A 24,567-nucleotide genomic window follows, 5' to 3' on the forward strand; every position below is an offset into this window, starting at 1 on the left:
GCATCGACGCTGCCATCAGAGCATTTCTTCCCGAACCGCTCCACATGGAGGCCGTCAAAGATGTTGCCACCGAGCTGAAGACGACCGGATCCGCCACCTTCGGCAAACTGCTCAAGACCCTGCTCGACGAGGTGACTGACCAGCTCGGGGATATCGAACAGCAGTTCTCGAAAATCGACCAAACCTGAGCAGGGTGTTCGAGGAACACTCGGTGCCGGCCGCAATGGTGTCGGTGTGAGCGGGTGCGCCGTTGTACGTTCGCACCCGCTCACATACCCCGGCGCGCATCGTCAACTTGGCTGTGCGGGTGACCGCTGGGAGGATGGGCGACCGTGACCAGCGCAGATTCGTCGTACAAGGGCTTCCGCTACCCGAAGAATCATCAGCCACGCCGTGTGGCTGTATCACCGCTTCGCGTTGAGCCTGCGTGACGTGCAGGAACTGATGTTCGAACGCGGCGTCGCGGTCTCGCACGAGACGATCCGGCAGTGGTGCGCGAAGTTCGGCCAGTCCTATGCCAACCAGCTGCGCCGCCGCAGGCCCGCCTGTCGACAAGTGGCACCTCGATGAAGTGTTCATCCCGATCAACGGCGAGCGGATGTACTTGTGGCGTGCGGTCGACCAGGACGGTGTGGTGCTCGACATCCTCGTCCAGTCGCGTCGAAACGCCAAGGCTGCCAAGCAGTTCTTCCGTAAGCTGCTCCGCTGCCCCCGACAGCGCGGTGTCGGACAGGTTGCCGTTTTGGGGATCGACCGCAACAACGGCATGCGTGCCCGCATCCGCGGTAGGGCACCCCGGCACAACGTGGGTCTCGAATGCCGGCGCGATACGCCGCAACCGAATCACCCCGGGCCGGCCGGCCACGTCGAATGTGGCGACGACCTGCGCCCACCGAACATAGGCACACGGTTGGCAACTGACATGGTTGGTGGTGCACGGCAACGCCCGTACCACACTAAGTCCTTCCTGGTCGGTCCTCGACCACCGCAGCCGCACATGGACTCCGTCCAACATGTGCAGGGTGACGTCGCCACAGGTGAGGCCGACGAGGTCGCTGCGCCGGAACGCCCCGGCGAACCCCATCAACAGCAAGGCAGTTGGAACCTACAACAACGACGGTGTAGGTTCCAACGTCCGTTGTCAGTCGTTGATCTCGGCGACCTGGGCTTTCCAGCCTTTTGCCGGAAGTTTCGTCGGATTCCTCGGCGCCTGGGCAGCGGAAACGTGTCTTGTTAGGGCCTCCTACCGACACGGAACCGTGGAACCTATTGCAGGATCCACTCCTCGGCGTCAGCCCTCTGCGCATCCGACCTGCAGGTTCTCAGCATCGTGTGAGTGCGCAATTCTCACGAACTTGTCGGAATCCTCAGCCCGGTCGCTATCCCGTAAGCCGATCGGGAACCGCCACGGCGTGCTTGGCATCGGAGGGACCGGGTTTCACCAGTGCCCATTTGCCGGCGACTGCACTGGTTCGGCACGCAGCTCGGCGGCCCGTGCCGCGGACAGGTGGTCTCGTCTTGCCGCTGCGAACCAGCCTTTGCCGGCCCAGGAGTGCTCGAGGATCGTGAGAACCTGCCGGTGATCCGTTTTCACAGCTGCCGGGCAGTCAGAGCCTCGGAGTACTCAACCAACTCCCGCAAGACGTCCTCCGCGTCCTCATCGCACGCGTCACACCCGCACGCAGGGAGCGCGATGTGCGACCAACTCCACCAACTCGACTGTCCGTGACTTCGACGGCGGCGGGGCCACGGGTGACAGTCACCTCGAACCGGCGCTCGAGGTCGGGCTCATCGAGCAGCAGCACCGGTGGCTGAGTGAGCAGGGAGCGGGCGATCGCGGGCCGTTGCCGTTCGCCGCCGGACAGCCAAATCCTGTTCTCCCCGATCTGCGAATTCAGGCCGTCGGCCTCGGCCGCCGGCAGCCTTGTACTACCGCTCGGGACTGTGCCCCGGAATTTAGTAGTACCGACTGGTTTACCTAACCGTTTGGTACTGCTAGATTCGGTGTTCGCGCCGTCCCGATGACGGCGCCTCTCAGGATCGAGGTAGTCGCGATGTGGCATTACCGGATATTCGAATGTCGGCACACCCGGCCTGGCGGACGCGGCTATAAGGACCGATCGACCCGCCCGGCCCCCACGTGCACGGATAGCGCACATCGCTACGACGGCACCGAGGCTCGGGCGCACGGTTTGGTCGACCGCACCGCCCCGGCCGACGGTGTCCTCTCTTCGATACCGCGCTCGAGGTTGCCACCCTCTGTTGGGGAAGGATTCCGACACCCTGGGGACGATCAAGGCAACCGTCTTCCCCTCGGCGGTCACTGCCCTCGGCAAATTGCAGGGGGACCGGACCGCGGCACCCGGCACGGCGTCGACCGCTTTCGGCGTCCACTTTGGTCGCCTGATCACAACCGTCCCTCACCTCGCCGAAATGGAAGGTACATCCGTGAGTTTCACCAGCCCACACCCTGACGTCGTCATCCCCGAATCGAGTCTGTACGACCTTCTTTTCGGCACCTTGTCCGACGAAGAATTGCAACGGACCGCGTTCCGCGACCGGAGCTCAGGTACAACCGTCGAGTATCGCGACCTGGTGGCACGCATCGATGCGGTAGCCGGCGCACTCACCGCCCAAGGCCTGACTGTCGGCGATGTGGTCGGGCTGCACGCCCCGAACTCACCGGAGTTCGCGGTCGCGTTTCACGGCATCCTGCGCGCAGGAGGGACTGCGACCCCCATCAATGCGCTGTACACCGCAGAGGACATCACCAAACAGCTGACCGACTCCTCGGCGTCGTTCCTCTTCACCACGTCGGCGCTCCTTCCTCAGGCGTGGTCCGCGGCTCGCGCTGCCGGAATCGGCGCACACCGAGTCCTGGTTCTCGATGGAACAGGCGACGAACACCCGTCACTACAACAAATGCTGGCACAACAGATTCCGGCACCCAAGGTCGATTTCGACCCGGCAACACATCTCGCAGTGCTGCCATACTCGTCCGGGACCACGGGCCGTCCGAAGGGCGTCCGGCTCACCCACCGCAACCTGGTCGCCAACCTCTGCCAAGTTCAGCCATGGCTCGGAATCACTCCGCAGGAACGTGTCCTGGCCGTCCTTCCGTTCTTCCACATCTACGGATTGACCGGGGTGCTGAACGCAACACTGCATCAGCGAGCCACGCTCGTCACGATGCCTAAATTCGATCTGGTCGAGTTCCTCCGTACCGTTTCGGAAGAAGAATGCAGCTACATCTACATCGCGCCGCCCGTCGCGGTGGCCATGGCCAAGAACCCCATCGTCGACGACTACGATCTATCGAGCGTCCGAGTGATGCTGTCGGGCGCAGCCCCACTCGACGACAACCTGGCTCGAGTGATCGAGAAGCGGCTGGGATGCAAGGTCCTGCAGGGATTCGGAATGAGCGAAATGAGTCCTGCTAGCCACCTCATTCCTCTCGACAGAGACGACATCCCCCGCAGCTCAGTCGGGTTGACCATTCCCAACATGGAATGCAAGCTGATCGATCCGGCCACCGGCGAGGAGATCGCGTATCCGGCCGAGGGGGTGTCGAAGCCTGGTGAGCTGTGGTGCAAGGGCCCGAACGTCATGGCCGGATATCTCGGCAACGACGAAGCAACCGCCGAGACCCTCGATGCGGACGGCTACCTACACACCGGCGACATCGCGACCGTCGATTCGGAGGGCGTGGTGACGATCGTGGACCGAATGAAGGAACTGATCAAGTACAAGGGTTATCAGGTGCCACCCGCCGAACTCGAGGCGCTGCTGCTCACCCACCCGCAGATCTCCGACGCCGCCGTCATCGGAGTGTCGAACGGCGGGGGTGAAGAGGTGCCGAAGGCGTTCGTCGTCAAGCAGCAGGGCGCCGAACTGGACGAGGCCGCAGTCATCGCGTTCGTCGCCGAGCGGGTGTCCCCACACAAGAAGGTCCGCAAGGTGCAGTTCATCGACATCGTGCCCAAGTCCGCGGCGGGCAAGATTCTTCGCAAAGACCTCCGGGCTTCGGAAGCCGGCTCACTTGTGCCGGGACAATCCCTTTCCGTGCGGTGACAATCACTTTCCCGAACTGACTTCCCGACAAGGAGTACCCATGAGCCTGCCCCTCATCCTGCAAGACCGGCTTCGCCTGCCCGTCGTCGCCTCGCCGATGTTCATCGTCTCGGGTCCCGACCTGGTGATCGCCCAGTCGACGTCGGGCATCGTCGGATCGTTCCCCTCGCTGAACGCCCGCCCGCAGCCCGTCCTGCGTGAATGGCTCACCCGCATCACCGAAGCCCTTGCCAAACACGACGCCAACAACCCGGAGACACCGTCCGCGCCGTACGCGGTCAACCTGATCGTCCACAAGAGCAACGACCGCCTCGACGAGGACCTCGCGACCATCGTCGAGTTCGAGGTCCCGATCGTCATCACGTCCCTCGGCGCCCGCGCCGACGTCAACGACGCCATCCACAGCTACGGCGGCATCGTCCTCCACGACGTCATCAACAACAAGTTCGCGAAGAAGGCCGTGGAGAAGGGCGCCGACGGCCTCATCGCCGTCGCGGCCGGCGCCGGCGGACATGCGGGCACCCTGTCGCCGTTCGCGTTGATCCAGGAGATCCGCGAATGGTTCGACGGGCCGGTCCTGCTGTCGGGCTCCATCGCCCACGGCCGCTCGGTCCTCGCCGCGCAGGCCGCCGGCGCCGACCTCGCCTACGTCGGCTCCGCGTTCATCGCCACCGAAGAGGCCAACGCAGACCAGGGCTACAAGCAGATGATCGTCGACTCCACCGCATCCGACATCGTCTACTCCAACCTGTTCACCGGGGTGCACGGCAACTACCTGCGCGGCAGCATCGAGGCCGCCGGACTCGACCCGAACAACCTCGCCGTGTCGGACCCGTCCGCCATGAACTTCGGTGTCGGCGAGGACGCGGACACCGCCGCGAAGACGGAAGCCAAGCCCTGGCGCGACATCTGGGGCGCCGGACAGGGCATCGGCGCCGTCGACGCCGTCGTCCCGGCCGCGGAGATCGTCGAACGCCTCACCCGCGAGTACGCGGCCGCGAAAGATCAACTACTACAGCAGGCCTAGGGTCCTCCAGTCGAGATCGACTCCAGCTCGGCCATGCCGGGCCAGAGTCGATCTCGCCCATCGGAATCGGAGACCGAACCGATACGGCGCAGGTCGTTACCCTTTGCCGAAACAGGGGAAACGACGTGCGTGTCGGTCACCGGACTCTTGGACGGGCCACCAGATCGACAGTAGATTCGAAGGCCCGATCGACCCGGTCGCGGTCCCTGGTCATGATGAGATCCAGCTGCAGACCACGCACTTGCGCCAAGACGAGCGTCGACATTGTCGAGGCTTCGTCGGGCGGCCACCCTTCTTGTCCCAACCGCTCTTCGACGGGCAGGAGCCAGTCGTTGATGATCGACTGCACGAGCCGCCCCCCACGGTCGGGGTCCCGCGCTGTGCGCCCGACAAGCTCGAACAGCAATACGAACTGGCGTTGCTCGCGCGGCTCGCACAACCGGCGCCACACGATGCGAACGAAAGCCGCTGTCGAATCCGCGGCGCGCAGTTCGGCATCGGTTCTCAGTCGTTCCTGGAAATCGGCATGAATCTTCTCCAGCACCTGCAGCAGCAACTCATCCTTCGACGAGAAGTGCCGCAGCAAAGTCGCGTGCGTCACACCGAGCGCATGCGCGATCGGACGCAAGGACACATCCCCGAAGCCGTGATCGAGAACGTACTCCGTTGCCGCCGCCAGCAACTCCGGGCGTCGGTGCTGGTAGCGAAGGGTACGACCGTCCACACGCTCTGCGTTCATCACCGAATCCTAACCTCACCGGAGAATCAAATTATGGGTACCAAATGGTTGTGCTAACCACTTGGTACTGCTAGATTTCAGTGTACAGCAGATGAACGAATTTGCCCGACGCCCCGTTCGGCCGGAAACACCTCCGCGGCGCCCGGCATCTGCGCTCCCATGACAGGTGGCTGCTCTCGACGGTGCCAGCACCCACCCCGAACCGCCTATATGGGACTACTTTCCGCCAACGGTGCCGACTGTGTGGTCCCGCTTCCGCGGGAACAGATCCGGGCAAGCGGCCCCCTGCCGTCCCGGCAACCCCTACCTAAGGACGACCATGACCGACCAACTAATCGCCAAGCTCGCTGGGCTGGGTTTGTTCACCGGGGCACCCCAGCACGACAACTTCTGTCGGCTGGCGAGTGTCCTCCCCGCGAGCGAATTGACACCATCGTCGACACCGTACGAATGGCCGGCCGGTGACACGATTGCACTGCCGGAAACGTACGAGTTCGGGGGCATGTCTAAGTCGTTCGAGGACTTTTTCGTCGAGACCGACACTGCGGCGCTGCTGGTACTTGTCGAGGGAGTCGTCCGTCACGAGCGCTACGCACTCACCGGTGGACCTGATGTTCCGTGGATCTCCATGTCAGTCGCGAAGAGTTTCATCTCGACACTGGTCGGTATTGCCGTCGCCGAGGGCCACATCAAGAACATCGACGACCCCATCAGCGCCTACGTACCCGTTGACCCGGGCTCTGCGTACGACGGCGTCCCGATCAAAGCGGTCCTACAGATGTCGTCCGGTGCGCGTTGGAACGAGGATTACCACGACCCTGAGTCGGATGTGTTTCGCCTCAACGCTGCCATGGGCGGCATAGGCACCCTCGACGAGTTCGTCGCCGGCGTCGTCCGCGAGAACGAGCCAGGCACGATCTGCCGCTACAACTCCGGCGACACTCAGGTACTGGGTTCCTTGCTGGTGCGGGCGACGAACCGCTCGATCACCGATTACATGCAGGCAAAGCTGTACGAACCGCTCGGCATGACCTCACCTGGGCACTGGTTGGTCGACTCGGCCGGCATGGAGGTCGCTTTCGCGGGCCTGAACATGACTGCCCGGGACTTCGCAAAGCTCGGCGAGCTGTACCGCAACGGCGGCACGTGGCATGGCAAGCAGATTGTCCCGGAGGAGTGGGTACGCAATTCCGTGGTCCTGAGCGGCACGCATCTGCAGCCCGGACAGCCGATCGTCGGGACCCACCGATTTGACCTCGGCTACGGCTACCAGTGGTGGATTCCCGCCGGCAACCGTGGCGAGTTCAGCGCCATCGGCGTGTACAACCAGTTCGTGTATGTCGACCCGTCGACGAATGCCGTCATCGTCAAGTTGTCCGCCAACCGTGCCTACGGAACTACCGACAGCGAATCCACCAATCGCGAGAGTGAGACAGTCGCCTTCCTCCAATCCATCACAAGTCGCCTACGGGACTGACGATCAGGCCCGCTTTGACGTCGTCGATCCGGCGACTGAGGAGGTCATGGCAACCGTCCCTCGCCGCGAGGCCAGCGTTGTTGCGGTGAACGGCGAGGGAAACAACCGACAATGGCCTCAACGCGTTGCCTGCCCGACCCCGGCCCGACGTCGACGCCAATCAGTCGACAAACCACGGGGCCGGGCCCACAACCGCTGCGGCGCAGAATGTCACAGCAACAACTCGTATCTGGATGAAGCGTGAATGCTCAGACTGCGGCCTCCGCCCCTGCTATCTCGGGACGTCAACCACGGGCGATCCAGAACGCGTTAAGAATCCTCGCGGAAGTGGCTCGCGTGGGCGAAGGAGTAACAGCCAGAGACATCACAGACACACTGGCCATACCTCCCGCGACCGTATACAGGGTGCTGACGCTTCTGGTCGACGACGGATTCGTCCTTCGTCGGCCCGATCGTCCAGGCTGCTTCGCACTGGGCCACAAGGTCGCCGCGCTAGCCAACACCGCCATCAGACCAACGGTGTGCACAGCCGCCCGCGATCTCCTCACCGAGCTACGTAACGAGATCCGCTTCGGTGTCCGCCTCTACTCGTACACCGACACAGTGGTACGCCTGATCGCCCCGGATCCGGAGTACCCGTGCCGGTCCGACGAGAACTACCTCAACCAGCACCTCCACGCCAGCGCCGTCGGCAAGCTGATCCTTGCCGAGAAGGACAGGCTCGACTCGACCTTCCAGCGCGGAGGCCCCCAACCGCTCACGGTCCGGACCGTCCACGTGCGCAGCGAACTCCGCAGGCACCTCGACCTCGTCCGCGATAAGGGCTATGCCACTCAGGTCGGCGAACTGCGCAATGACTCTGCCTCGTCTCAGTGCCAATCCGATCCGCTGCCGGCACCCTCGTCGCCGGCCTGGTTATATCCGGACACATCAACCATTTCCACCTGATGTTTCACCACATCGACGCACTGCGAAACCAAGCAGCTCACCTGTCGCTACTGCTTTCGTGACCAGTAACCACACGGCCCTGAACAAAGGTGTCGACTTCGCCGGCCCGGTCGGCACTTGTCGGCTACACCCGACGGGGCGGGGGTTGGCTACCGTTTGCCAAACCACCAGCGGGACGAGATCGCCGCCGAGCGCATGTACGGCCGCCTGCAACCCTCGTGCCGGAGCGGGATCGCTGACCGGTTAACGATCGTCACATGGTGGAACCCATCGCACGGACGGCGCAAGATCCGATCCGCCAACTTCCGGGCGTCACGAGCACACAATGGAGTGTCCGACGATCGCGTCACGATGAGCACGGAGAGACTGATCGCATGGTCCGAGTATTCATCCACCGAGCCAGCTCAGTGGCTCGCTCCTTTCGCGTATCCCCACGTCTATGACCAGGAGGGACACGCATGGATGTCGTCCGTATTCGATACTACTGTTCGAATACTGCATCCCGCTCACTACGGACAGAACCTAGTTCGATGGCATGACGTGGCGACCTTCTACGGCACCGTGCTCACACCCACGTCCAGATTCGACCAGCTCGTCGGCGACCAGCCTGCCAATGTGTTCGACAATGTCTACGACCGGTATCCGAGCCTGGGCGGCCCTCCGCACGAGGTCCTCCGACCACTCGAAGAACTACTCGCGGACGCCGCTCAGTTTGGACTGATCTGGGAAGGAATCGCCGAAGTCAGCGTCGAGTGGAAGCGTGCCGCGAACGAGAAAGGACCCGACTTCACCTATCGCACCGCGCGAGCGGATCACGACCTCCCTGACTTCCCCAATCCGTACCTATGCCCCAACTTCTGGTGGCCAGAAGACCGACATGGTGCGTCGCGACCGGAATCGACTCGGACAGCACCCTGCTTGCGACGAACGACGGGGCGATAGTCGACGCCGTTCTCTCCGATCGGCGACTCGAAACATTGAGCTTGAGAGCAGAATAGGCTGGCGAGCTGTCTTCCCTTAGGCCGAACCCTCACCGGCGCGTTCTGGAAAGGGGTGTTCACCGGCATCGGTCTGAGCTGGCGGATCGCCGTTTGACCCGTCCGGTGAAGATCGCCGGTTGGGTGCAGCGGATTCTCACTGTCGTTGCAACACAGGCCTATTGAAATCTGGGTCTTCCCAGCTCACGGGTTACGTTACCGCAGTCGGCATCGCGAGTTCCAGCGCAGTACGGCGCCGGTGAGCAGTGGCCCGTCGCTCGGCATTGAACACCGTGGCGGGAGTTGCGTACTCCAGGTTCTTCCGTGGGCGAGTGTTGAGCTCACGCGTTACCGACCGCCCCGGCTGCAGGGTCGAGGGCAGGTTGACCGCTTCCTGCGGCACCGTGTGCGGGAGGGTGACCGTGCAGTAGAGGATGTGGCCTCGGTCGTTGAACCGTTCCGCGGTCTGAATCGCCCGGTCCACACGCTGGACCTGGGACCGCATCTTCTCCTCCAGCTGCTGCGCGTCACCGCGTGCATTCGACAACGCCTCGCCGACCGTGTTCCACCGGTCCGGGTCATCGATCAGGGTCTTCACCGCGGTGTAACCGACGGCCGGCAACCGCGACTGCGCCTTGAGCTTGTTCACCGAGCGCACCTTGCGCTGACGTGAACTCGGAGGCTGGCGAATCGAATCCGGGATCGGCAGCTCGCGGCGTTTACGTTCGGAGACCTCGGGCACGGCCGCTCGCGGGAAGGCCCGCTCCAGGTCCTTCCGAGCACGGGTGAATTCGGCGTCCTCGACCATCCGGTCGAGCTCCCGCGCCGAGTCACGCTCCTGTGCGCGGTCTTTGTAGGTGTCGGCGGAACGATGGCCGGCGGGCTTCGATGCGGGCGTGGTGCTGGTGCCGGCCTCCGGGTCCAGGCGGGTCGGAGGCGCGTCCGGGCTCACGTTGTACGCCACCAGATCTCCTCCCGCTGCGTCGAACACACCCCAGATATGACGAAGCGTGGCAGGCATTAGTGTCCCAATTGACGGCCTGCCACGCTCGGACCCAACCTGCAAGTCGGGTCTACCGAGAGAGAAGCATTCCGGTGACCAAACCAGTAACTCGCTCCCACGCGTGTTGCCGGCCTCTCGACCGAACGCAACTCAGACTACCGAAACCTACTGGCCCAGTTCGACCCACATCGGTCAGGACTCGGAAGACCGGAGACCTCGACCTCAGTGACTTCGGCCATCCTAGTTTCCGTACCATCGCGGCACGGGCCAAGGCGGTGCCGTGTGCAGGTCGACCCACCGCGTACGAGGAGCCGCATCGGTAAGGAGTTCTTTCAAGGCTGATTGCGGACTGAGGCGTGCGACTGTCTCGTCATCGAGTTCCTGCCGCTCGGGCCATGGGGGAACCTCGATCTTGACCGCGATCTCGTCTCCGGGCCGCTCGAACGTCGTCTTGGTGGCGGCTGCGACGACCTCGGTATTGATGCTGTCCGTTTCGGTGTGGTCGAGCCGGTACGGGCCACGATGGTGCAGTCCGGGCTTCAACATCACCAACACCTGATATGGATTCAGCGGGTAGAGGGCGACCGCACTGTTCCCAGCCACACCCGCGCGGTCCCTGGTATTCGGAGGCCCCGCGAGGAAAATGACCGGGTCATCGCAAGTGACGAGAGGCGCGTCCGTGCGGTACACGGCCCATTCTCGGAGATGAAGTCCGAGCGCCGTGACGTTCTGGACGTCCTTGATCATCAGGTCGAGGGCCTCGTGCTTCGGGTCGTCCTGCCGCTTGGACATCGATTCCTCGATCGCTTCCGGGCCGAGACCTGATTGCTTCAGGAACTCCCGCTTGGCCGCATCCGGGCCGTTGACGAGGACCAGGGTGCGCTCACGGTTACTGACCGTCCGCGTGATCTGCATGCCGAGGAATACGGCGAGGTCCTTCTTCAGGGCATCGTCCGAAACCACTCCAGCGCCCCACTTCTCAAGCGAATCCAGCCGGTGCGCGCAGGTGTCCTCAATGCGGGACAGATGCTTCTCGATCCACTTGAGCGGGGTGTCCATGGTGCTGTCGGTTGCCGGGAGGCTGTAGAAGTTCTTCTCGTGTGCCACATCTTTCGGTGGCTGGGGAGGATGCACGTCGCCGGTGTCGACCTGGACGGGTTGTACCAACTTGTTGACGGCCCATCGGCGCAAGTACATCTGCGGTACGTAGTGGTGTTTTTTCGCCGTCTCGTTTTCGGCCTGACGCTTCGATTCGGCCACGAACTCGTCGGACAGCCATTCGTGCTCGAAACGCATGGTCATGATGGCGTCCATCAACCCGGGGTACATGCGGCCGAGCCTATGCGGGTATTCTGACAATTCCATTCTTCCTTCGCCGCATACGCCGGAAGGCTGGCCGGGGCTCGAGGCCGACAAGCCTGCGAAGGTTGTCGACAGCGGGTGAGAGACTGCTTCGCGTGCATGCGTTCATCGACGAATCCAAACGGGGCGAGTACACCCTGTGCGCCGTGACCGTCGCCCCCGGCGACCTCACGAGCATCCGCAAGCAGATGAACGCGCTCCGGCCGCCCGGGCATTCGCGGATCCACATGACCGGTGTCGGAAAGAAACTGGCCCCGAAGATCGTCTCCGAAGTGGCCCGGCTCGAAGCGACCAGCCGGATCTACCTGATGACCTCGAAGAAGGTGAATGAGCGGCAGGCCCGCGACGTCACCCTGGCCGCTGCCGTCCGCGACCTGGCACAAATGTCGGTGACCAACGTGGTCATCGAGTCCTGCGATCAGGACCGCGAAGACAACCGCATCATCCGCGACGAACTCGGTGGCAATCCCCCGTTCGTGTACACCCACGACCGGCCCACCAACCCGCTGCTGTGGATCCCCGACGTGCATGCGTGGGCCTGGGGGCGAAGTGGCAGCATGCGAGCGAAGATCGCGCACCGCGTCACCGTGGTGAGGCTCTGAAGAGACGAAGAAGGCCCCTCCGGATCGGAGAGGCCCCTCGTGTGAGGTGGGCGCGCAAGGCTGGAAACCGCTTGGTGGGGCTGCCTACAGGGGTACTTACGCCCCGGAGACCTCCTACACGAACCACTTCCCTCGGCTACTGCCTCGGGCACTCACATTATGTCGGTCAATGTTGCGTCGACGCAACCGCAGCACGGTTGACCTGGGCGTACGCCGCCTAGATGGTTTGTGGTCTCTAGCTTCGGCCGAGCGCTGGTTGTGCCTCGCCGGAGACAATCCCCGCCCGGATCCCGATCGCGCTGGCTTCGCCCCGGTTGGCGACGTCGAGTTTCTTGAGCACGCTCGCGACGTGGAATTTGATGGTGCTCTGGCTGATTCCGAGTTCCTCGGCGATGGCGCGGTTGCGTTTTCCCATTGCCAGGTGGGCGAGGACTTCGAGTTCGCGGGGGTTCAGGGTGGACAGCAGGTGCTCGTCCGGTCGGACGGCCGGTGGATCCAGGGGGATGGTCAGGGTGACCCGGCTTCCCCATCCGGCGATGGATTCGATGTCGATCCGGCCACGAAGGGTGTGCAGCCGGCCAGCCAGCTGGCGTGTGAGGGCTGTTCGGTCGATCTCACCGGGCCCCTGGTCGCGCACCTCGATGAGGACGTTGTCGCCGTCGCAGTCCCACGCGATCCGCATTCGGGTCAGCACCGGTTGGGCGGTGAAGGCCAGCACGATGGCGCGGACCATCGCCCGCGCCGCGTGCGCCACCTCACCAGGGAGCGGACGGCCGTCGGCGGGTGGGTCGACGTAGTCGACGTCGACGTCGACGTCGACGTCGCGGTGACGTAGCAGGGGCCGAGTTCGCCCTGCAAGCGTGCGAATGCGGTGGTGACCGCCTCCTCGGAGTGGGCGCGGTCGGCGGCACCCGCCGATCGCAGGGCGATCAGTGCGGCCGATGCGGTCTCGCTCGCGGTGATGCGCGACCGACGATCGTCGAGGTCGTTCGAGCGGAGGGTTCCGAGGATCGACGACAGCGTTGCCTCGTGCACCTCCGTCAGTTCGGCGATGGTGCGGGCGCGTTCAGTGGACGCGGCTCGTGACTCGGCGAGATAGTCGGGGCTGGCCTGTGCCACCTGGTGCTGGATGGAGGGCTGAAACGCACTAATCGCCACGAGCACCACCGACGCCTCAGCACCGGTGATCGTCGGACAACGACTGCGGCGCGGTGTGTGCGGATCGCCACGAGGGGCGCACGGATGATCGCCGACGCCCTGGCCGCCGTCGACCGCCTCCGCGCAGCCTCCGCCGAATCGGTCGCGGGCACCACACCGCGATCGGGGCCGAAAGCCCTGGTCCGTGGCGCTTCGGCGTTCTACGGGCACCCCATCATCGGCGCCGCGATCCGCTCCGGCGCCGACGTGTCGGTCACTCTGCGACTGACGAAAACCGTCAAACGAGCTGTCGGGGACGCCGTCTCGGGTTCGTCGCTGCGCGTAGAAGAGATCTTTGAGGTCGGTGTGCTTGTGGGTCAGGTTGTTTCGTTTCGCCCCGGCTTCTTGTGCGAGGCTGACGATGTCGAGCTTGTCCGACGAGCGCAGCGGTGTTCCTCCGAACAGTCGTTGCATGGCCGCGGTGATGGCACGCCGGTCGTCGTCATCGGTCAATGTCCGTCTCCTCGCGGTTCGTGATGCGGGTCTGCTGATGCTGCTCGACGAGTTTGTTCAGGTGGGCGGCTCGTTGACCGAGGCGTTCCCTAGCGGCACCGGGGTGGCCGGCTCGACGATTTCTTCGCGGAGCAGGGCGATCTTGCTGCGCAGTGCGGCGATGTGGGGTGGCGGTGCGCGCGATGTTCGCTGCAGACCGGATCGCACCGGTCGATTCGATTGCTTCGTGTGGAGCCTTGACAGGCAAGTGTTCGTCTGATGTGATCACCCTCACTTAAGTCTTACATATAACAGTCAGTGGATACATCGACAAAGGATGTAACTATTAGACATTTCTGCCAGCGCCTCGTTAAGCCACAGAAAGGTAGCGATGTACCAACCCAACCTGAGATCTGCAGTTGCTGCGACTGCCCTCGTTCCCCGCTCGGAGGTCGTCGTAGTACCTCTGAACTAGAGCACAAGAGCAATCCGGAATTGGCTACACGGTGCTGACCGCAGGCACCGCGGTCAACTGCACAGGTGCAATTTCGCAGATAAGGAAGCACTATGACACGGTCCCGACCATCCACGACCGGTGAACTCCGCACGGCACCGACCCCGATCAGAGCAACTCTTGCTGCGGTGCTCGGCCATGTGGTCGAGTATTACGACTTTGCCGTATATGCGCTGTTAGCGCCCGTTCTGGCCCAGGTCTTCTTCCCATCGGACAACGAGCTGAACTCGCTCCTCGCAACATTGGGCGTGTTCGGCGTGGCATATTTTGTGCGCCCCCTCGGCGGCCTGCTCTTCGGGCACCTCGGGGATAGGATCGGCCGCAGAAATACATTGTTGGCCGTCATTCTATTGATGGCTGGCGCCACGACGGCGATGGGTCTGCTGCCGACCTATAACCAGGGTGGACTTGTCGCCCCGATCTTGCTGATCGTGTGTCGTTCGCTGCAAGGTCTATCCGCAGGTGGTGAATATGGCGGTTCCGCAAGCTTCGTCGCAGAGCATGCGCCGCCCGGCCGCCGTGGCTTCTTCACGTCGTGGTTGCACGGCAGTACCGGCATCGGCTTGACCTTGGGCGCGCTGACCGCCTTGGTCCTCAGCGCGGTGGTGTCACAGGACGCGCTCGAGTCCTGGGCATGGCGGTTGCCTTTCCTGCTCGCTCTCCCGCTCGGCCTGGTCGGCCTGTACCTCCGGCTGAGGCTGGACGACACTCCGGCTTTTGAAGCTGCGAAAAAGGCCGGAACAATTCCGAAGCTGCCATTGGTGGAGGCCGTCCGCCTGCACTGGCGCGCCATTCTCACAATCGCCGGCATGGTCCTTCTCCTCACGGTCTCGCTCTACGTCAGCTTTACCTACGTCACCACCTACTTGAAGACCTTCCTGGATGTTCCGCTGTCACGGTCGTTGCCAGCCGGCATCGCAGGCATGTTGACCTTCTTCGTCCTAGCGCCGGTGTTCGGGGCGCTTTCCGATCGCGTCGGCCGGAAGCCAGTACTCGCTGGTGCGGCAGTCGGGCACATAATCGGTATCTATCCGGCCTTCCTGTTGTTGCAGAATCGCAGCTTCGTCGCGATCCTGTTCGCGTACCTGATACTTGGGACCCTGTATGCGGGCTATGTGGGGCCGTTCACTGCCGCAGTGACGGAACGGTTCCCGGCGAACGTCCGTGCGGCCAGCCTTGGCATCGGGTACCAACTGCCCGTCTGCGTCTTCGGAGGGCTCTCCCCCCTGATCCTGACCTATCTGACTGACGCGACCGGGGTGATACTTATGCCGGCCTACTACGTGATCGGTGCCGCTGTCATCTCGCTGCTGGTCACGCTCTTGATGACGGAGACGGCCGGGAAAAATGCCGTGGAGCTCGATGCTGTAGTCGGCACCGCACACGCTGACCGCCTCGGCTCTGAGCAGGGCGCTGACGAAAATGATGAGCATCGGGCACACCAGATCCGGTGAGTCTCGGGCGAGCAAGTCGGACGGAAGGTTTCAGGTCGATATCGTTGGGTGCGGGTCATCCGGTTCAGATCGTGCGCGGGATGCAGCAGATGAGCATGCCCGAACCTGCGCCCAGCGCAACGTCACTGGATCGGGGCGATGTTGCGCCCCGGATCTGACACAGCCATGAGATTCATGAGAGTTGGCGAAATATCCAGAGGAGCTGAAAGAGCGCGACGCGGTTGGCAATCGAAACACGTCGCCACCCGGGATCCCGGACTTTCTCGTGTCCGTTGACAGGGGGCGATGCGGAGCGCTGACAATTGCACTGCCCGAGCGGCAACACGAGTGGATAAAGACAGCAGGACTCCGGCTCCCTGCCCGGCGGCGCCCGGCGCGCCGCCGGGCACTATGAGCACTTGCCGGACACCACGTTCGACTGGGACGGTGAGATCGCTCCACAGTCTGAGAACGAACGACACCGGCACCCTGATCACCTCCGAAAAGTGCATCTTCTGGCACAGGAGATCGCACCCAGGTAGTGGCCCACGGGGGTCGACGTCCAACCCGTTGTCGGTGATTCACACACCGGTGAAGTCGTCGCCTCACTCACCGTCGAAGGTCACCCGACGCTGGCTCGGTGGCCCCGGCAAGCTCAGCCCACCCTGATCGCTCCTGCGGTAGCCAGCCGGTACCGCCACAGCGTCGAGTGGTCAGACGACCACTGGCAATGGCGCCTTATGACCGCGACGCCCATTACGCAAGGCGACCTGGAGCAGATTCGTAACTCCATCCAGGGATGACGGATTAATGGGGTCAGTGTTCAGGGGTGTGGGCCGACACACATCGCCGACCGAAAGCCGAACCTCGAGCGGGCATGTTTACCGAACCCGGGTTGCTGACCGGGCATGTTTACCGAACCCGGGTTGCTGACACTGAGGCGCGATCCCGCAAGCGGATCGTCGTCCGGTTGGCGAACCCTTACGTTCCAGCAGCGGGAGGAGTGGGCTCGACCCTCATGTGGGTTGAGGGACGAAGCCAGGCGGTGCTCGGAACAGCCCACTCGGCGACACCGATGTACGGGCCGGAGTGGCAGTGTGTGTATCCGGTGGTGTCACCTCCGGCGTAGGGAACCTGCGATATCAGCGGCTCAGAGCAGTCCACTGAGCGATACGTGGACCGCGTCCCACTGCTGGGCGATCGACGGCCAATCGGGAAACACGGTCCCGCCGTGCTCGCGGGGACGCGCCTTCAGCAGCGCCTCCCAGGCGAGAGCTGAATCGACTCGCGCGATCCGCGCATTCGCGGGGTCGAAATGAACGTCGTAGCGCAGGGGACTGCGCTCTGCGTCGTGTTCGCCATGGAGCAGCCAGGCATCGTTTCCGCAAGCAAAACTTCGTCGCCGTCCACAAGGCGCCGTACGGTAAAGCGCTGGGTCGGTGGCGGTTAGCGACGCTTAGTGTGCGGAACTCGGTGAGGTTGCCGTGATGACTTTGTGGGGAGAGCAGAATTTCGCGGCTGGGTGAGCACAGTGCGGCCGCGACGGCCTCGCTCATCTCCACGATGTCGGGGTCGGTGGTGTCGAGGTCGATGACGTCCTTGAAGTCGCCGCCGTACAGATACATGTGAAGGACCATCGCCACGCGGCCCGAGTAGTCCTCGGCGTCGATCGAGTCGGCGTACTGCCCAGCGGAGGAGAACTCTGGGTGCAGTGCGCGCCACTCTCCCCACCAATCGATCAACATGCGGCCGGTCAACGTGTCCAGGAGATTGACCGCAAGATCAGACGTCATGGCCACAGTGTCGCAGCGCTCGCTGTCAGCGGACGCCCATCGGAGCCGAATGACGATCGTTGACCGAATGGCGAACTCGTCCCCTGGTCGTGCTTCTACAAAGGGATTACTCGTCATCCTGAGTAAATGTTCCGTGAGCAGTAGCGTTCGTAATGGCGGAACCACCCGGCGCGACCGCCGGTGGTCGACTCAGATCTTGGCCCTCCGTCGCATCCCGCCAGAAATCTTCGGTGGTCGCGGGCCGTCCTTCACCGATGACCGGTTCCTGAGAGTCGACAACCTCATTTTCGGGATCGGGTCCATCGCCATGGCCGGGTCCGACGGCGGCGGCGAACACACTTGCTACCGACACCACCGCAGTCACGAAAACTGCAAAGAGCACTGTCTTTCGCATCAGAGACCTCCTCGTCCAATCGACACTACTGCCGGCATGGCCAAGTAGACCTGGCACTGCGCCGTGACCGTCCGTCTCGGTGGCCGATCCCGTCCACCTCACCGGAAGCGGAACCCTCACCGGCACGTTCCGATTGTCGTCCCATGACTGGAACTCGCTGACCTGCGAAGTCCCGTAGAGGTGGTCCGGTGAAGAATTCCGAAACGGGGCGGCGGATTCTCACTGTCGTTGCAACACAGGCCTATTGAAATCTGGGTCTTCCCAGCTCACGGGTTACGTTACCGCAGTCGGCATCGCGAGTTCCAGCGCAGTGCGGCGCCGGTGAGCAGTGGCCCGTCGCTCGGCATTGAACACCGTGGCGGGAGTTGCGTACTCCAGGTTCTTCCGTGGGCGAGTGTTGAGCTGACGCGTTACCGACCGCACATGGGCGTGACTGTGCACCGACAAGTCGGTGCCCTTCGGGAAATACTGTCGAGTGAGCCCGTTGAAATTCTCGTTTGCACCCCGCTGCGACGGACTGGAACGTTCGGCGAAGTAGATCTTCAGATCGAGGGCCGCGGAGATCTCTCGGTGCAAACACATCTCCGTTCCCTGATCCCACGTCAACGTTCTGCGCATTCGTTTCGGCAGGCCAGAAAATGCTTTGATGACAGCATTTTTCACCGATTCCGCGGTGTGATCGGCGGGGAGATTGACGATGATTCCGTATTGCGTCGTCCGTTCCCGCAGGGTCATCATCGCCGATCGACAGCGCAACCCCAGGATGAGGTCCCCTTCCCAATGACCCACCTCGACCTTTGCGTCGACCTCCTCCGGGCGGTCGCCGATCATCGTCATGTTCCGCACGGCACCGAGTGATCTCGCCGACCCCAACCATCGAGGTTTACGCACGCTCCGACCACTGCGCAGTTTGGCGGCGTACTTTTTGTCCAGCCTCTTCCCTCCCGCCACCAGCAACGCCCGGTACATCGTCTCCATGCACAACCACATCGAGCTGTCCTCGGGATACTTCAGCTTCAGCCAGCCGCTGATCTCCTCCGGCGACCAGAACCGATCGAGCTTGCGTTGTACGACACTGCGCAACACGTCGTTGGCGAGCAGCTTGTGTTCGCGTGACCGGCTGCGGTTGCGACGTGCCGTCTCATCGGCGACTTGGGGTAGGTAGCGGCCCTGGCTATCACGGTGACGGTCGAGTTCACGTTTGACCGTCGACGGCGCCCGGTCGATCTCCCTGGGCGATGGCGCGGATCGACAGTTTCAGATGGTCCAGGTCGGCGATCTGCAACCGTTCCACCAAAGACAAGTACCGCTCCGACGGCACGTCTGCGCCGGTCAGATTCTTGCGCTGTCGCGCCCTTCGTTGAATATTGATCCCGGTTTGGCGAGTCACACCGACGAGTGTGCTGGCTGCGATGTTCGTTTCCCCTCGGGCGATCAATTCCCAATACCGCGTGCCGCGGACCGCAGTCCGCGACAGTTTCGACGCTTCCTGCGCTACCTTCGGCGCCAGCTCTGCGGCGATACGCGCAGCGCACTCACGCACCGCCACCTGGATCGACTCATCCCGGCCGCGTTCGGCCTTCCTGATCCTCAGCGCACGCCGGGACTCCCACGCCCCTGCCCTGGTCTTGCTCAGCCGCAGCCGGCGCCGAGACTGGGTTTCACTCACACCGTCCGCGCGGAGCTGGTAATACCGCTGTTCGATCCACCGATACGCTGTCGAGCTCCACACGCCAGCGATCACGGCCGACTGCCGCACCGTCCGGCGCACCGCAAACGCAGACCAGAAAGCCTTCTCTCGGCTTGGCTCGACCCGCAAGTGGTGCCGGTTGTAGTTACCCGAGATGAATGACGCCTCCCACACCGCAACCTTCGAGGTCACACCCCCCAAGGTGCCTCGGGCCTGCTCGCAGTCGAGACCTCCTTCACGGAGAAGGAAGAACTCCGCGCGCAACCACTGATAACCGGCGTCGAGATGGACTCCGGCGGTCCGGGCGGAGTATTTGAGACCTCGTCCGTCGCGAACCAACCCCAGAAATCGAGCCTGAGCAGCAGAATCCGCATTCTTCGCCATTCCAAAACCACCTCGTCGAAGGTGTTGCAATGAGCGATAGAACCCTGGGGGCGGCAAACGGGGCAGAGGGCCCACGCTAGCGAAAGCATCGCGACTGCATGCACCCAGAGGGCCGCTTCTGAGCGCCCTCAGTCTCGAAATGCTCAGGTCAGCCCGGTAATCACGCGGTCGGGAAAATAGTTGGGAACTCACGGGAACTTTTCCGTCATCGTCGGCATCTCACTTACATAGGCAGGGAGATCGGTTCCCTGCTTACCGGACCGACAAGGACGAGAAGATGACGAACCCCTCCAGCAATGACACCGCCGCGCCGACCGCACCGACCGCAAATCTGACCGGGTCCCCGGAGGACGCGTCCCTTCACCTCCGCCGTCGCGCCGGAGCCAGAACTCGCACCGGAGCCCACCCTCGAACCGAGTCGGCCCCGGCACCCGAAAATGTCCCCGGCGCGAGCGGTGAGTCGTACCGCTCCCCCCGCGACCTCAACGGCGACGGCAACGTCGACACCGTCCACACGACCACCGACGGCGTCAACCAGATCGAGCACCTCGACACCGACAGCAACGGCACCTACGTGTCCGCCATTCATCCCCAGGCCGACGGAACGGTCTGAGCCGCAACCGATCTCGACGACGACGGCACGTCGACGCCAAGGGTATCCTCGACGCGCAGGGCAACGTTGTCCAGGCCGATGCAATCGCCGACGGCGTCGTCCGTGAGTACTACCGCGACACCAACGGTGACGTGCACCTCGACACCACGCTCGTCGACAGCACCGGCGTCGGACAGTTCGACACCCTCATTCTCGACAGCGACGGCGATGACGTCCCCAACACCGTGCTCGTCGACACCGACAGTGACGGGATCTTCGACCTGAAGATGGAGGACACCACCAACGACGGAATCCTCGACGAGGTCACCACCGGTTCGCAGGGCCTCGTCGCCGAGTATGACGGCACCTTCGACGGCCCCGCTGAACCGCTCCCCGGCGACGACCTCTTCTGACCTATCCACTTCCCGCTGCCGTACGCACCGAAAGACTTCGGGCGTGCGGCAGCGGTCACTGCTGCTTCTGCTTGGACTCACAGCGAGATCGATTCGATGGACGACACCATTTCCGACCTCGAGGACCACAACGCGTCCCCTGGGGCCCAGGCCCCGAACTGAACGAACCCGTACTGGACCCGGGATTCGTCGACGAACCCTCCCCGGTGTTCCCCGAGGACGAGACCATCGACGCCCCCAGCCTCCCGTCGGAAGACATCGCGCCTACTCCAACGGCACCCGCCCCGGATCTGCCACTCGCCCCCGCCGGAACCGGACTTGTCGGACCTGCCGCCGGCGGAGCCCGAACCGGAGCTGGTCCCCTACCCCGAACCTGCTGCTGCCCCGGAGGACGGGTACGGCGTGATCGCGATGGTTGACGCCGGGGAGATCTGGCCCCCGGGGCCGAGAGCGTCGAGGACGATCAGCCGGACCACTTCCTGGTGGTCGCCGGCATCGACGATGCCCGCGGGGTGGTCATCTCGTCCGACACGGGAAGCCCGACCGGTAACCAGCCGGAGGTGCCGATCGCTCAGTTCGAGGGTGCCTGGCAGCACTCCGGCCTGGCGAGTCCCACTTCAACACCTGGCTGCACCGCATCGCCGCCAACGCCGCCCTCGCAGCCCTGCTCCGACGGAAAAGAAAACACCGAAGTCACCCTCGCCAGTGTGCTGGCCACGGTGAAGTCAAGCTCGGCGTCGAGTAGCCCGAACCTCGGCAGCTCAGCGACCCGCGAACTGCTAGTGCGCCGACGTCGTGAGGGAATCGGGTGCTGTCACGATCTCGAACGGCATTTCGATGTGCGCAACCGTCCCGGATCGAGGCCCGGGGTGGACTGAGAAGCTGCCTCCCGCCGCGACGACACGGAGTTCGTGCGATGTCAATCCGATGTGGCCTCTGCTGAGGCTGCGGTCGATCGCCTCTCGGGAGATGCCGCGCCCGTCGTCGGTGACATCGAGGACGGCATGCTCACCCCACCGCGCCAGCTCGACCCGGACATTGCTGGCTTGCGCGTGTTTGACCACGTTGCTGAGCAATTCGCGTGCCGCGCTGAACAGCACATCATCAGCGGACGTGCGAAGGTCGTCGACCCATTCCGAGGTCAGGAGCTGAACCTCGAAACCGCCACGCGCCTGGGCCGAGCGGGTGAGATCGCCGAGGGCGCGAGCGAGACCGACACGATCGAGCACAGTGGGGTGCAGCTCAGAGACGGTCGCCCTGAGCAAGGTTGCGGATTCGGTGAGTGCGTGGGTGATGCGTGCGACCGCCTGCGGGTCGGCACTGCCGGTGAGGTCGTCGAGGTCCATCTTCGCGGCCAGGACGAATTGGAGCGCCCCGTCGTGGAGTTGCTCGGACAACGCACGTCGTTCGCGTTGTTCGAGACCCATCAACTCCGCGAGCAGAGCGGTGCGGTCGCGCACCAGGTGACCGATCGTCAGCACCCTGGACCGTTGAATTCTGCTGAGCATGACGGCGCCCGCACCGAGGACGGCGAGGGCCATCGTGCTGAGCAGGATGGAGGACCAGGGCTCTTCATTCGACGCCATCGTCGCCCAGCTCGCGGCCAGGAATACCAAGACCGTCGGCACGACCACGGACGCACAGACCCCCGGGCGGAGCTGCGTGGAGGCCAGTAGCGGGATCACGAACAAACCGTTGCTCAGGATGTCTGCGGTCCAACTCTGTTGTGCCGCAATACCAGTCAACAGGGTGAGGCAACCGAGGACCGCGAGGTCGACGAACAGGGCGAGCCACATCGCATTCACCGGCCCCGGACCTCCTCGACGAGTCCACAGCGCGAGGCCGCCGGACCAGAGTGCGTAGCAAACCAGGACCGCGACACACACGCCCGCGTCGTTCATGGGCGGGACGAACGCCAGCGTCAACGCGATGAAGAGCACCAGAACACCACGAAGTGCGAGCTGGAGATACGCGCCGCGATAGGCGTGCTCGAGGATGATGCGTTCGAGATCTGGGCTGCCGCCGAGATCCGCGGGTAGTACCGATGACTCAGCCATGGGACGGCCTCCTCGGCCGGGGGACTCCGACAGGAAGATGCGAGGACATCAACTGCTGGACCTGCGACAATGCCCAAGATTCTAGCACCGGCGAGTGGGTGACCCCTGGTACTTGGCGGTCTGCTCACGGGCCCTGCGGACCTCCGCCATCTGCGCCTCGAGTTCGCCGTGCAGTCGCTGATTGTCCAGCGCCAGGGTGGTCGCGGCCCGCACAGCCGCCAGAAGCCTCGGCTGGTCGGCGACCGCCCGGTCGTACACCAACGCCCCCACCAGGACGCCGTCGCGGATGAGGGCAGTGGCCTCACGGGGATCATTCCTCGGTGGCAGAACCTGGGGACGTCCCTGCGCGTCCACATACCCGTCGCGGGCGCGGGAGAACGACCACAACGCCAGATCCGGGTCGCGCAATGCCGCCCGCAGCGCGTCGATGACGCCGTCACCGCGTGGGGCGGTACCGATCTCGATCATCAGGTTGCGCACCGCGGCTCGGGCGACTCGGTAGCGCCACATCCCGACCAGCACCGCAAGCGGAATGAGCGCAGTCGACGGATATCGCAGAAGCAGCGTCCACGCATGCTGCGGGCTGTGCACCCACACGGAGACCAGCGGTGTCCAGGCGGTTGCGGCGGTCCCGAGCAGAGCGGCGATCCACAGCGGCGCCACGGCGGCCCGATAGGCCGGTGAACCCGACCTCCATCGGGCGATCACCACGCCGATCAGGACCACACCGAGGGCGATCCCCACCACGCCGAACATCACTTGCAGCGCCGCGAAGACCCTCGGGTCGTCACTCACCAAGAGCAGATTCAACGACGGCGGATGGGCCGGGCTGATGCGGTGGGTGTCGAGGAACGCAAGCTCGGACACGACGGCGACCGCGTAGTACGCATAACTTCCGCCGACGAACCATCGCTCCCACCGGTGACGCAATCGGCCCCAGGGAAAACTGAACACGAGTTGGATCAGTACCGGAATGTACATGTCGGTCAGCGCCGCGCCCGCCGTGAACAGCACCGGGACCGTCGACAGCCGAAAGCCCTTCACCAGCCACAGCAGCCCGGCGGCAACCAGCAGCCACCCCAAGTTGTCCTGCGGTCGGTGGCACTTGGCGACCAGGCCGGCCGCCACGAACACCACTCCGACCATCACGAACAACGCCAATTCCGTCGGACTGAACACGCCCCGGCACAACTGCCAGTCGACGGATGCGACCACCGCGACAGCCAGTGCGGCGGTCACCAGGGCGGTCGCGCTCTGCGCGCGAAGACTCACCGGGTGCCGCCCGCGAGTCCGGACAGTTCGAGGAACACGGGATCGATCCTCGCGGGGATCCGGATTCGGCACCATCACCACAGGGTGGGGTGATGCGACACCTGGGTGGACCTTCTCGACACCTCGGGTTCGTTGTCGCCTGCAGTGTTCGACGCAGATCGATCGATGCCACGCGGCACACCGGTATTCG

20 protein-coding genes and 3 pseudogenes are annotated in these 24,567 nt (G+C 63.8%); 12 read left to right on the plus strand and 11 right to left on the minus strand.

The genetic code is table 11. The annotated features are described in order from the left end of the window. Window positions 1–44 precede the first annotated feature (44 nt). Both ACLIVD_RS20045 and ACLIVD_RS20050 read left to right on the plus strand, forming a co-directional pair. Window positions 45–188, plus strand: a complete 144-nt coding sequence (locus ACLIVD_RS20045) for a hypothetical protein (protein WP_283353227.1) — start codon at window positions 45–47, stop codon at window positions 186–188. Between the two features lie 144 nt (window positions 189–332). Beyond that, a pseudogene (locus ACLIVD_RS20050) lies at window positions 333–706 on the plus strand (IS6 family transposase); the annotation flags it as partial. A gap of 901 nt (window positions 707–1,607) precedes the next feature. Here the strand turns inward: ACLIVD_RS20050 and ACLIVD_RS20055 are convergent. Beyond that, a complete protein-coding gene (locus ACLIVD_RS20055; protein WP_349307510.1) occupies window positions 1,608–2,159 on the minus strand; it encodes an ATP-binding cassette domain-containing protein in 552 nt (183 codons plus the stop codon). 289 nt (window positions 2,160–2,448) lie between these two features. Between ACLIVD_RS20055 and ACLIVD_RS20060 the strand changes: the two genes are divergently transcribed. Together ACLIVD_RS20060 and ACLIVD_RS20065 are read left to right on the plus strand one after the other, a co-directional pair. Beyond that, window positions 2,449–4,071, plus strand: a complete 1,623-nt coding sequence (locus ACLIVD_RS20060; protein ID WP_491930512.1) for an AMP-binding protein — start codon at window positions 2,449–2,451, stop codon at window positions 4,069–4,071. 40 nt (window positions 4,072–4,111) lie between these two features. After that, window positions 4,112–5,098 carry an NAD(P)H-dependent flavin oxidoreductase gene (locus ACLIVD_RS20065; protein ID WP_283353230.1) on the plus strand — a complete coding sequence of 329 codons (987 nt, stop codon included), beginning with the start codon at window positions 4,112–4,114 and terminating at the stop codon, window positions 5,096–5,098. Window positions 5,099–5,234: 136 nt separating this feature from the next. Here ACLIVD_RS20065 and ACLIVD_RS20070 read toward each other — a convergent pair whose 3' ends face one another. Then, window positions 5,235–5,837: a TetR/AcrR family transcriptional regulator gene (locus tag ACLIVD_RS20070; protein ID WP_054248762.1), complete on the minus strand. Its 603-nt coding sequence runs from the start codon at window positions 5,835–5,837 to the stop codon at window positions 5,235–5,237. Between the two features lie 166 nt (window positions 5,838–6,003). Between ACLIVD_RS20070 and ACLIVD_RS20075 the strand changes: the two genes are divergently transcribed. Together ACLIVD_RS20075 and ACLIVD_RS20080 are read left to right on the plus strand one after the other, a co-directional pair. Continuing rightward, window positions 6,004–7,314: a serine hydrolase domain-containing protein gene (locus ACLIVD_RS20075; RefSeq protein WP_491930513.1), complete on the plus strand. Its 1,311-nt coding sequence runs from the start codon at window positions 6,004–6,006 to the stop codon at window positions 7,312–7,314. A gap of 336 nt (window positions 7,315–7,650) precedes the next feature. Next, window positions 7,651–8,262, plus strand: a complete 612-nt coding sequence (locus ACLIVD_RS20080; RefSeq protein ID WP_491932903.1) for an IclR family transcriptional regulator domain-containing protein — start codon at window positions 7,651–7,653, stop codon at window positions 8,260–8,262. Between the two features lie 1,188 nt (window positions 8,263–9,450). Here the strand turns inward: ACLIVD_RS20080 and ACLIVD_RS20085 are convergent. Further along, entirely contained in the window at window positions 9,451–10,203 is a 753-nt protein-coding gene (locus ACLIVD_RS20085) for a hypothetical protein (protein WP_283334062.1), read from the minus strand. 279 nt (window positions 10,204–10,482) lie between these two features. After that, a complete protein-coding gene (locus ACLIVD_RS20090) occupies window positions 10,483–11,658 on the minus strand; it encodes a DUF4238 domain-containing protein (RefSeq protein WP_283353233.1) in 1,176 nt (391 codons plus the stop codon). 41 nt (window positions 11,659–11,699) lie between these two features. On the opposite strand from ACLIVD_RS20090, the gene ACLIVD_RS20095 reads away from it, so the two are divergent. Continuing rightward, complete coding sequence (locus tag ACLIVD_RS20095) at window positions 11,700–12,206, plus strand: hypothetical protein (RefSeq protein ID WP_283334059.1); 507 nt, start codon at window positions 11,700–11,702, stop codon at window positions 12,204–12,206. A 235-nt stretch (window positions 12,207–12,441) separates the two neighbouring features. Here the strand turns inward: ACLIVD_RS20095 and ACLIVD_RS20100 are convergent. After that, window positions 12,442–13,340, minus strand: a pseudogene (locus tag ACLIVD_RS20100) (helix-turn-helix transcriptional regulator); the annotation flags it as partial. A 7-nt stretch (window positions 13,341–13,347) separates the two neighbouring features. Here ACLIVD_RS20100 and ACLIVD_RS20105 point away from each other — a divergent pair. From ACLIVD_RS20105 to ACLIVD_RS20115, 3 genes and pseudogenes are all read left to right on the plus strand, one after another. Beyond that, a pseudogene (locus ACLIVD_RS20105) lies at window positions 13,348–13,655 on the plus strand (IS1380 family transposase); the annotation flags it as partial. 238 nt (window positions 13,656–13,893) lie between these two features. Then, entirely contained in the window at window positions 13,894–14,115 is a 222-nt protein-coding gene (locus ACLIVD_RS20110; RefSeq protein ID WP_491930514.1) for a hypothetical protein, read from the plus strand. A 287-nt stretch (window positions 14,116–14,402) separates the two neighbouring features. Beyond that, the gene (locus ACLIVD_RS20115; protein ID WP_491930515.1) at window positions 14,403–15,803 is read left to right on the plus strand and encodes an MFS transporter; all 1,401 of its coding nucleotides are present in this window, start codon (window positions 14,403–14,405) and stop codon (window positions 15,801–15,803) included. A gap of 1,878 nt (window positions 15,804–17,681) precedes the next feature. Here the strand turns inward: ACLIVD_RS20115 and ACLIVD_RS20120 are convergent. The 3 genes from ACLIVD_RS20120 to ACLIVD_RS20130 form a co-directional block, all read right to left on the minus strand. After that, entirely contained in the window at window positions 17,682–17,969 is a 288-nt protein-coding gene (locus ACLIVD_RS20120) for a hypothetical protein (RefSeq protein ID WP_283334053.1), read from the minus strand. Window positions 17,970–18,242: 273 nt separating this feature from the next. Further along, entirely contained in the window at window positions 18,243–19,196 is a 954-nt protein-coding gene (locus ACLIVD_RS20125) for an IS30 family transposase (protein WP_283334223.1), read from the minus strand. Then, window positions 19,165–19,923 (minus strand): hypothetical protein, encoded by a 759-nt coding sequence (locus tag ACLIVD_RS20130; protein WP_283334052.1) that lies wholly within the window; start codon window positions 19,921–19,923, stop codon window positions 19,165–19,167. Before ACLIVD_RS20130 ends, ACLIVD_RS20125 begins: the two co-directional genes overlap by 32 nt. A 397-nt stretch (window positions 19,924–20,320) precedes the next feature. Here ACLIVD_RS20130 and ACLIVD_RS20135 point away from each other — a divergent pair, with 397 nt between their 5' ends. Together ACLIVD_RS20135 and ACLIVD_RS20140 are read left to right on the plus strand one after the other, a co-directional pair. Continuing rightward, window positions 20,321–20,656, plus strand: a complete 336-nt coding sequence (locus ACLIVD_RS20135) for a hypothetical protein (RefSeq protein ID WP_283352161.1) — start codon at window positions 20,321–20,323, stop codon at window positions 20,654–20,656. Window positions 20,657–20,787: 131 nt separating this feature from the next. Further along, window positions 20,788–21,048 carry a hypothetical protein gene (locus tag ACLIVD_RS20140; RefSeq protein WP_283352160.1) on the plus strand — a complete coding sequence of 87 codons (261 nt, stop codon included), beginning with the start codon at window positions 20,788–20,790 and terminating at the stop codon, window positions 21,046–21,048. 362 nt (window positions 21,049–21,410) lie between these two features. On the opposite strand, the gene ACLIVD_RS20145 is transcribed toward ACLIVD_RS20140, so the two are convergent. The 3 genes from ACLIVD_RS20145 to ACLIVD_RS20155 form a co-directional block, all read right to left on the minus strand. Then, entirely contained in the window at window positions 21,411–21,644 is a 234-nt protein-coding gene (locus ACLIVD_RS20145; RefSeq protein WP_317569762.1) for a hypothetical protein, read from the minus strand. Between the two features lie 183 nt (window positions 21,645–21,827). Continuing rightward, complete coding sequence (locus ACLIVD_RS20150) at window positions 21,828–23,105, minus strand: sensor histidine kinase (protein WP_418341695.1); 1,278 nt, start codon at window positions 23,103–23,105, stop codon at window positions 21,828–21,830. A gap of 81 nt (window positions 23,106–23,186) precedes the next feature. After that, on the minus strand, window positions 23,187–24,377 hold the full coding sequence (locus tag ACLIVD_RS20155) for a hypothetical protein (RefSeq protein WP_317569760.1): 1,191 nt from the start codon (window positions 24,375–24,377) through the stop codon (window positions 23,187–23,189). Between the last annotated feature and the right edge of the window lie 190 nt (window positions 24,378–24,567).

This window comes from Rhodococcus sp. G6(2025), assembly GCF_058628105.1.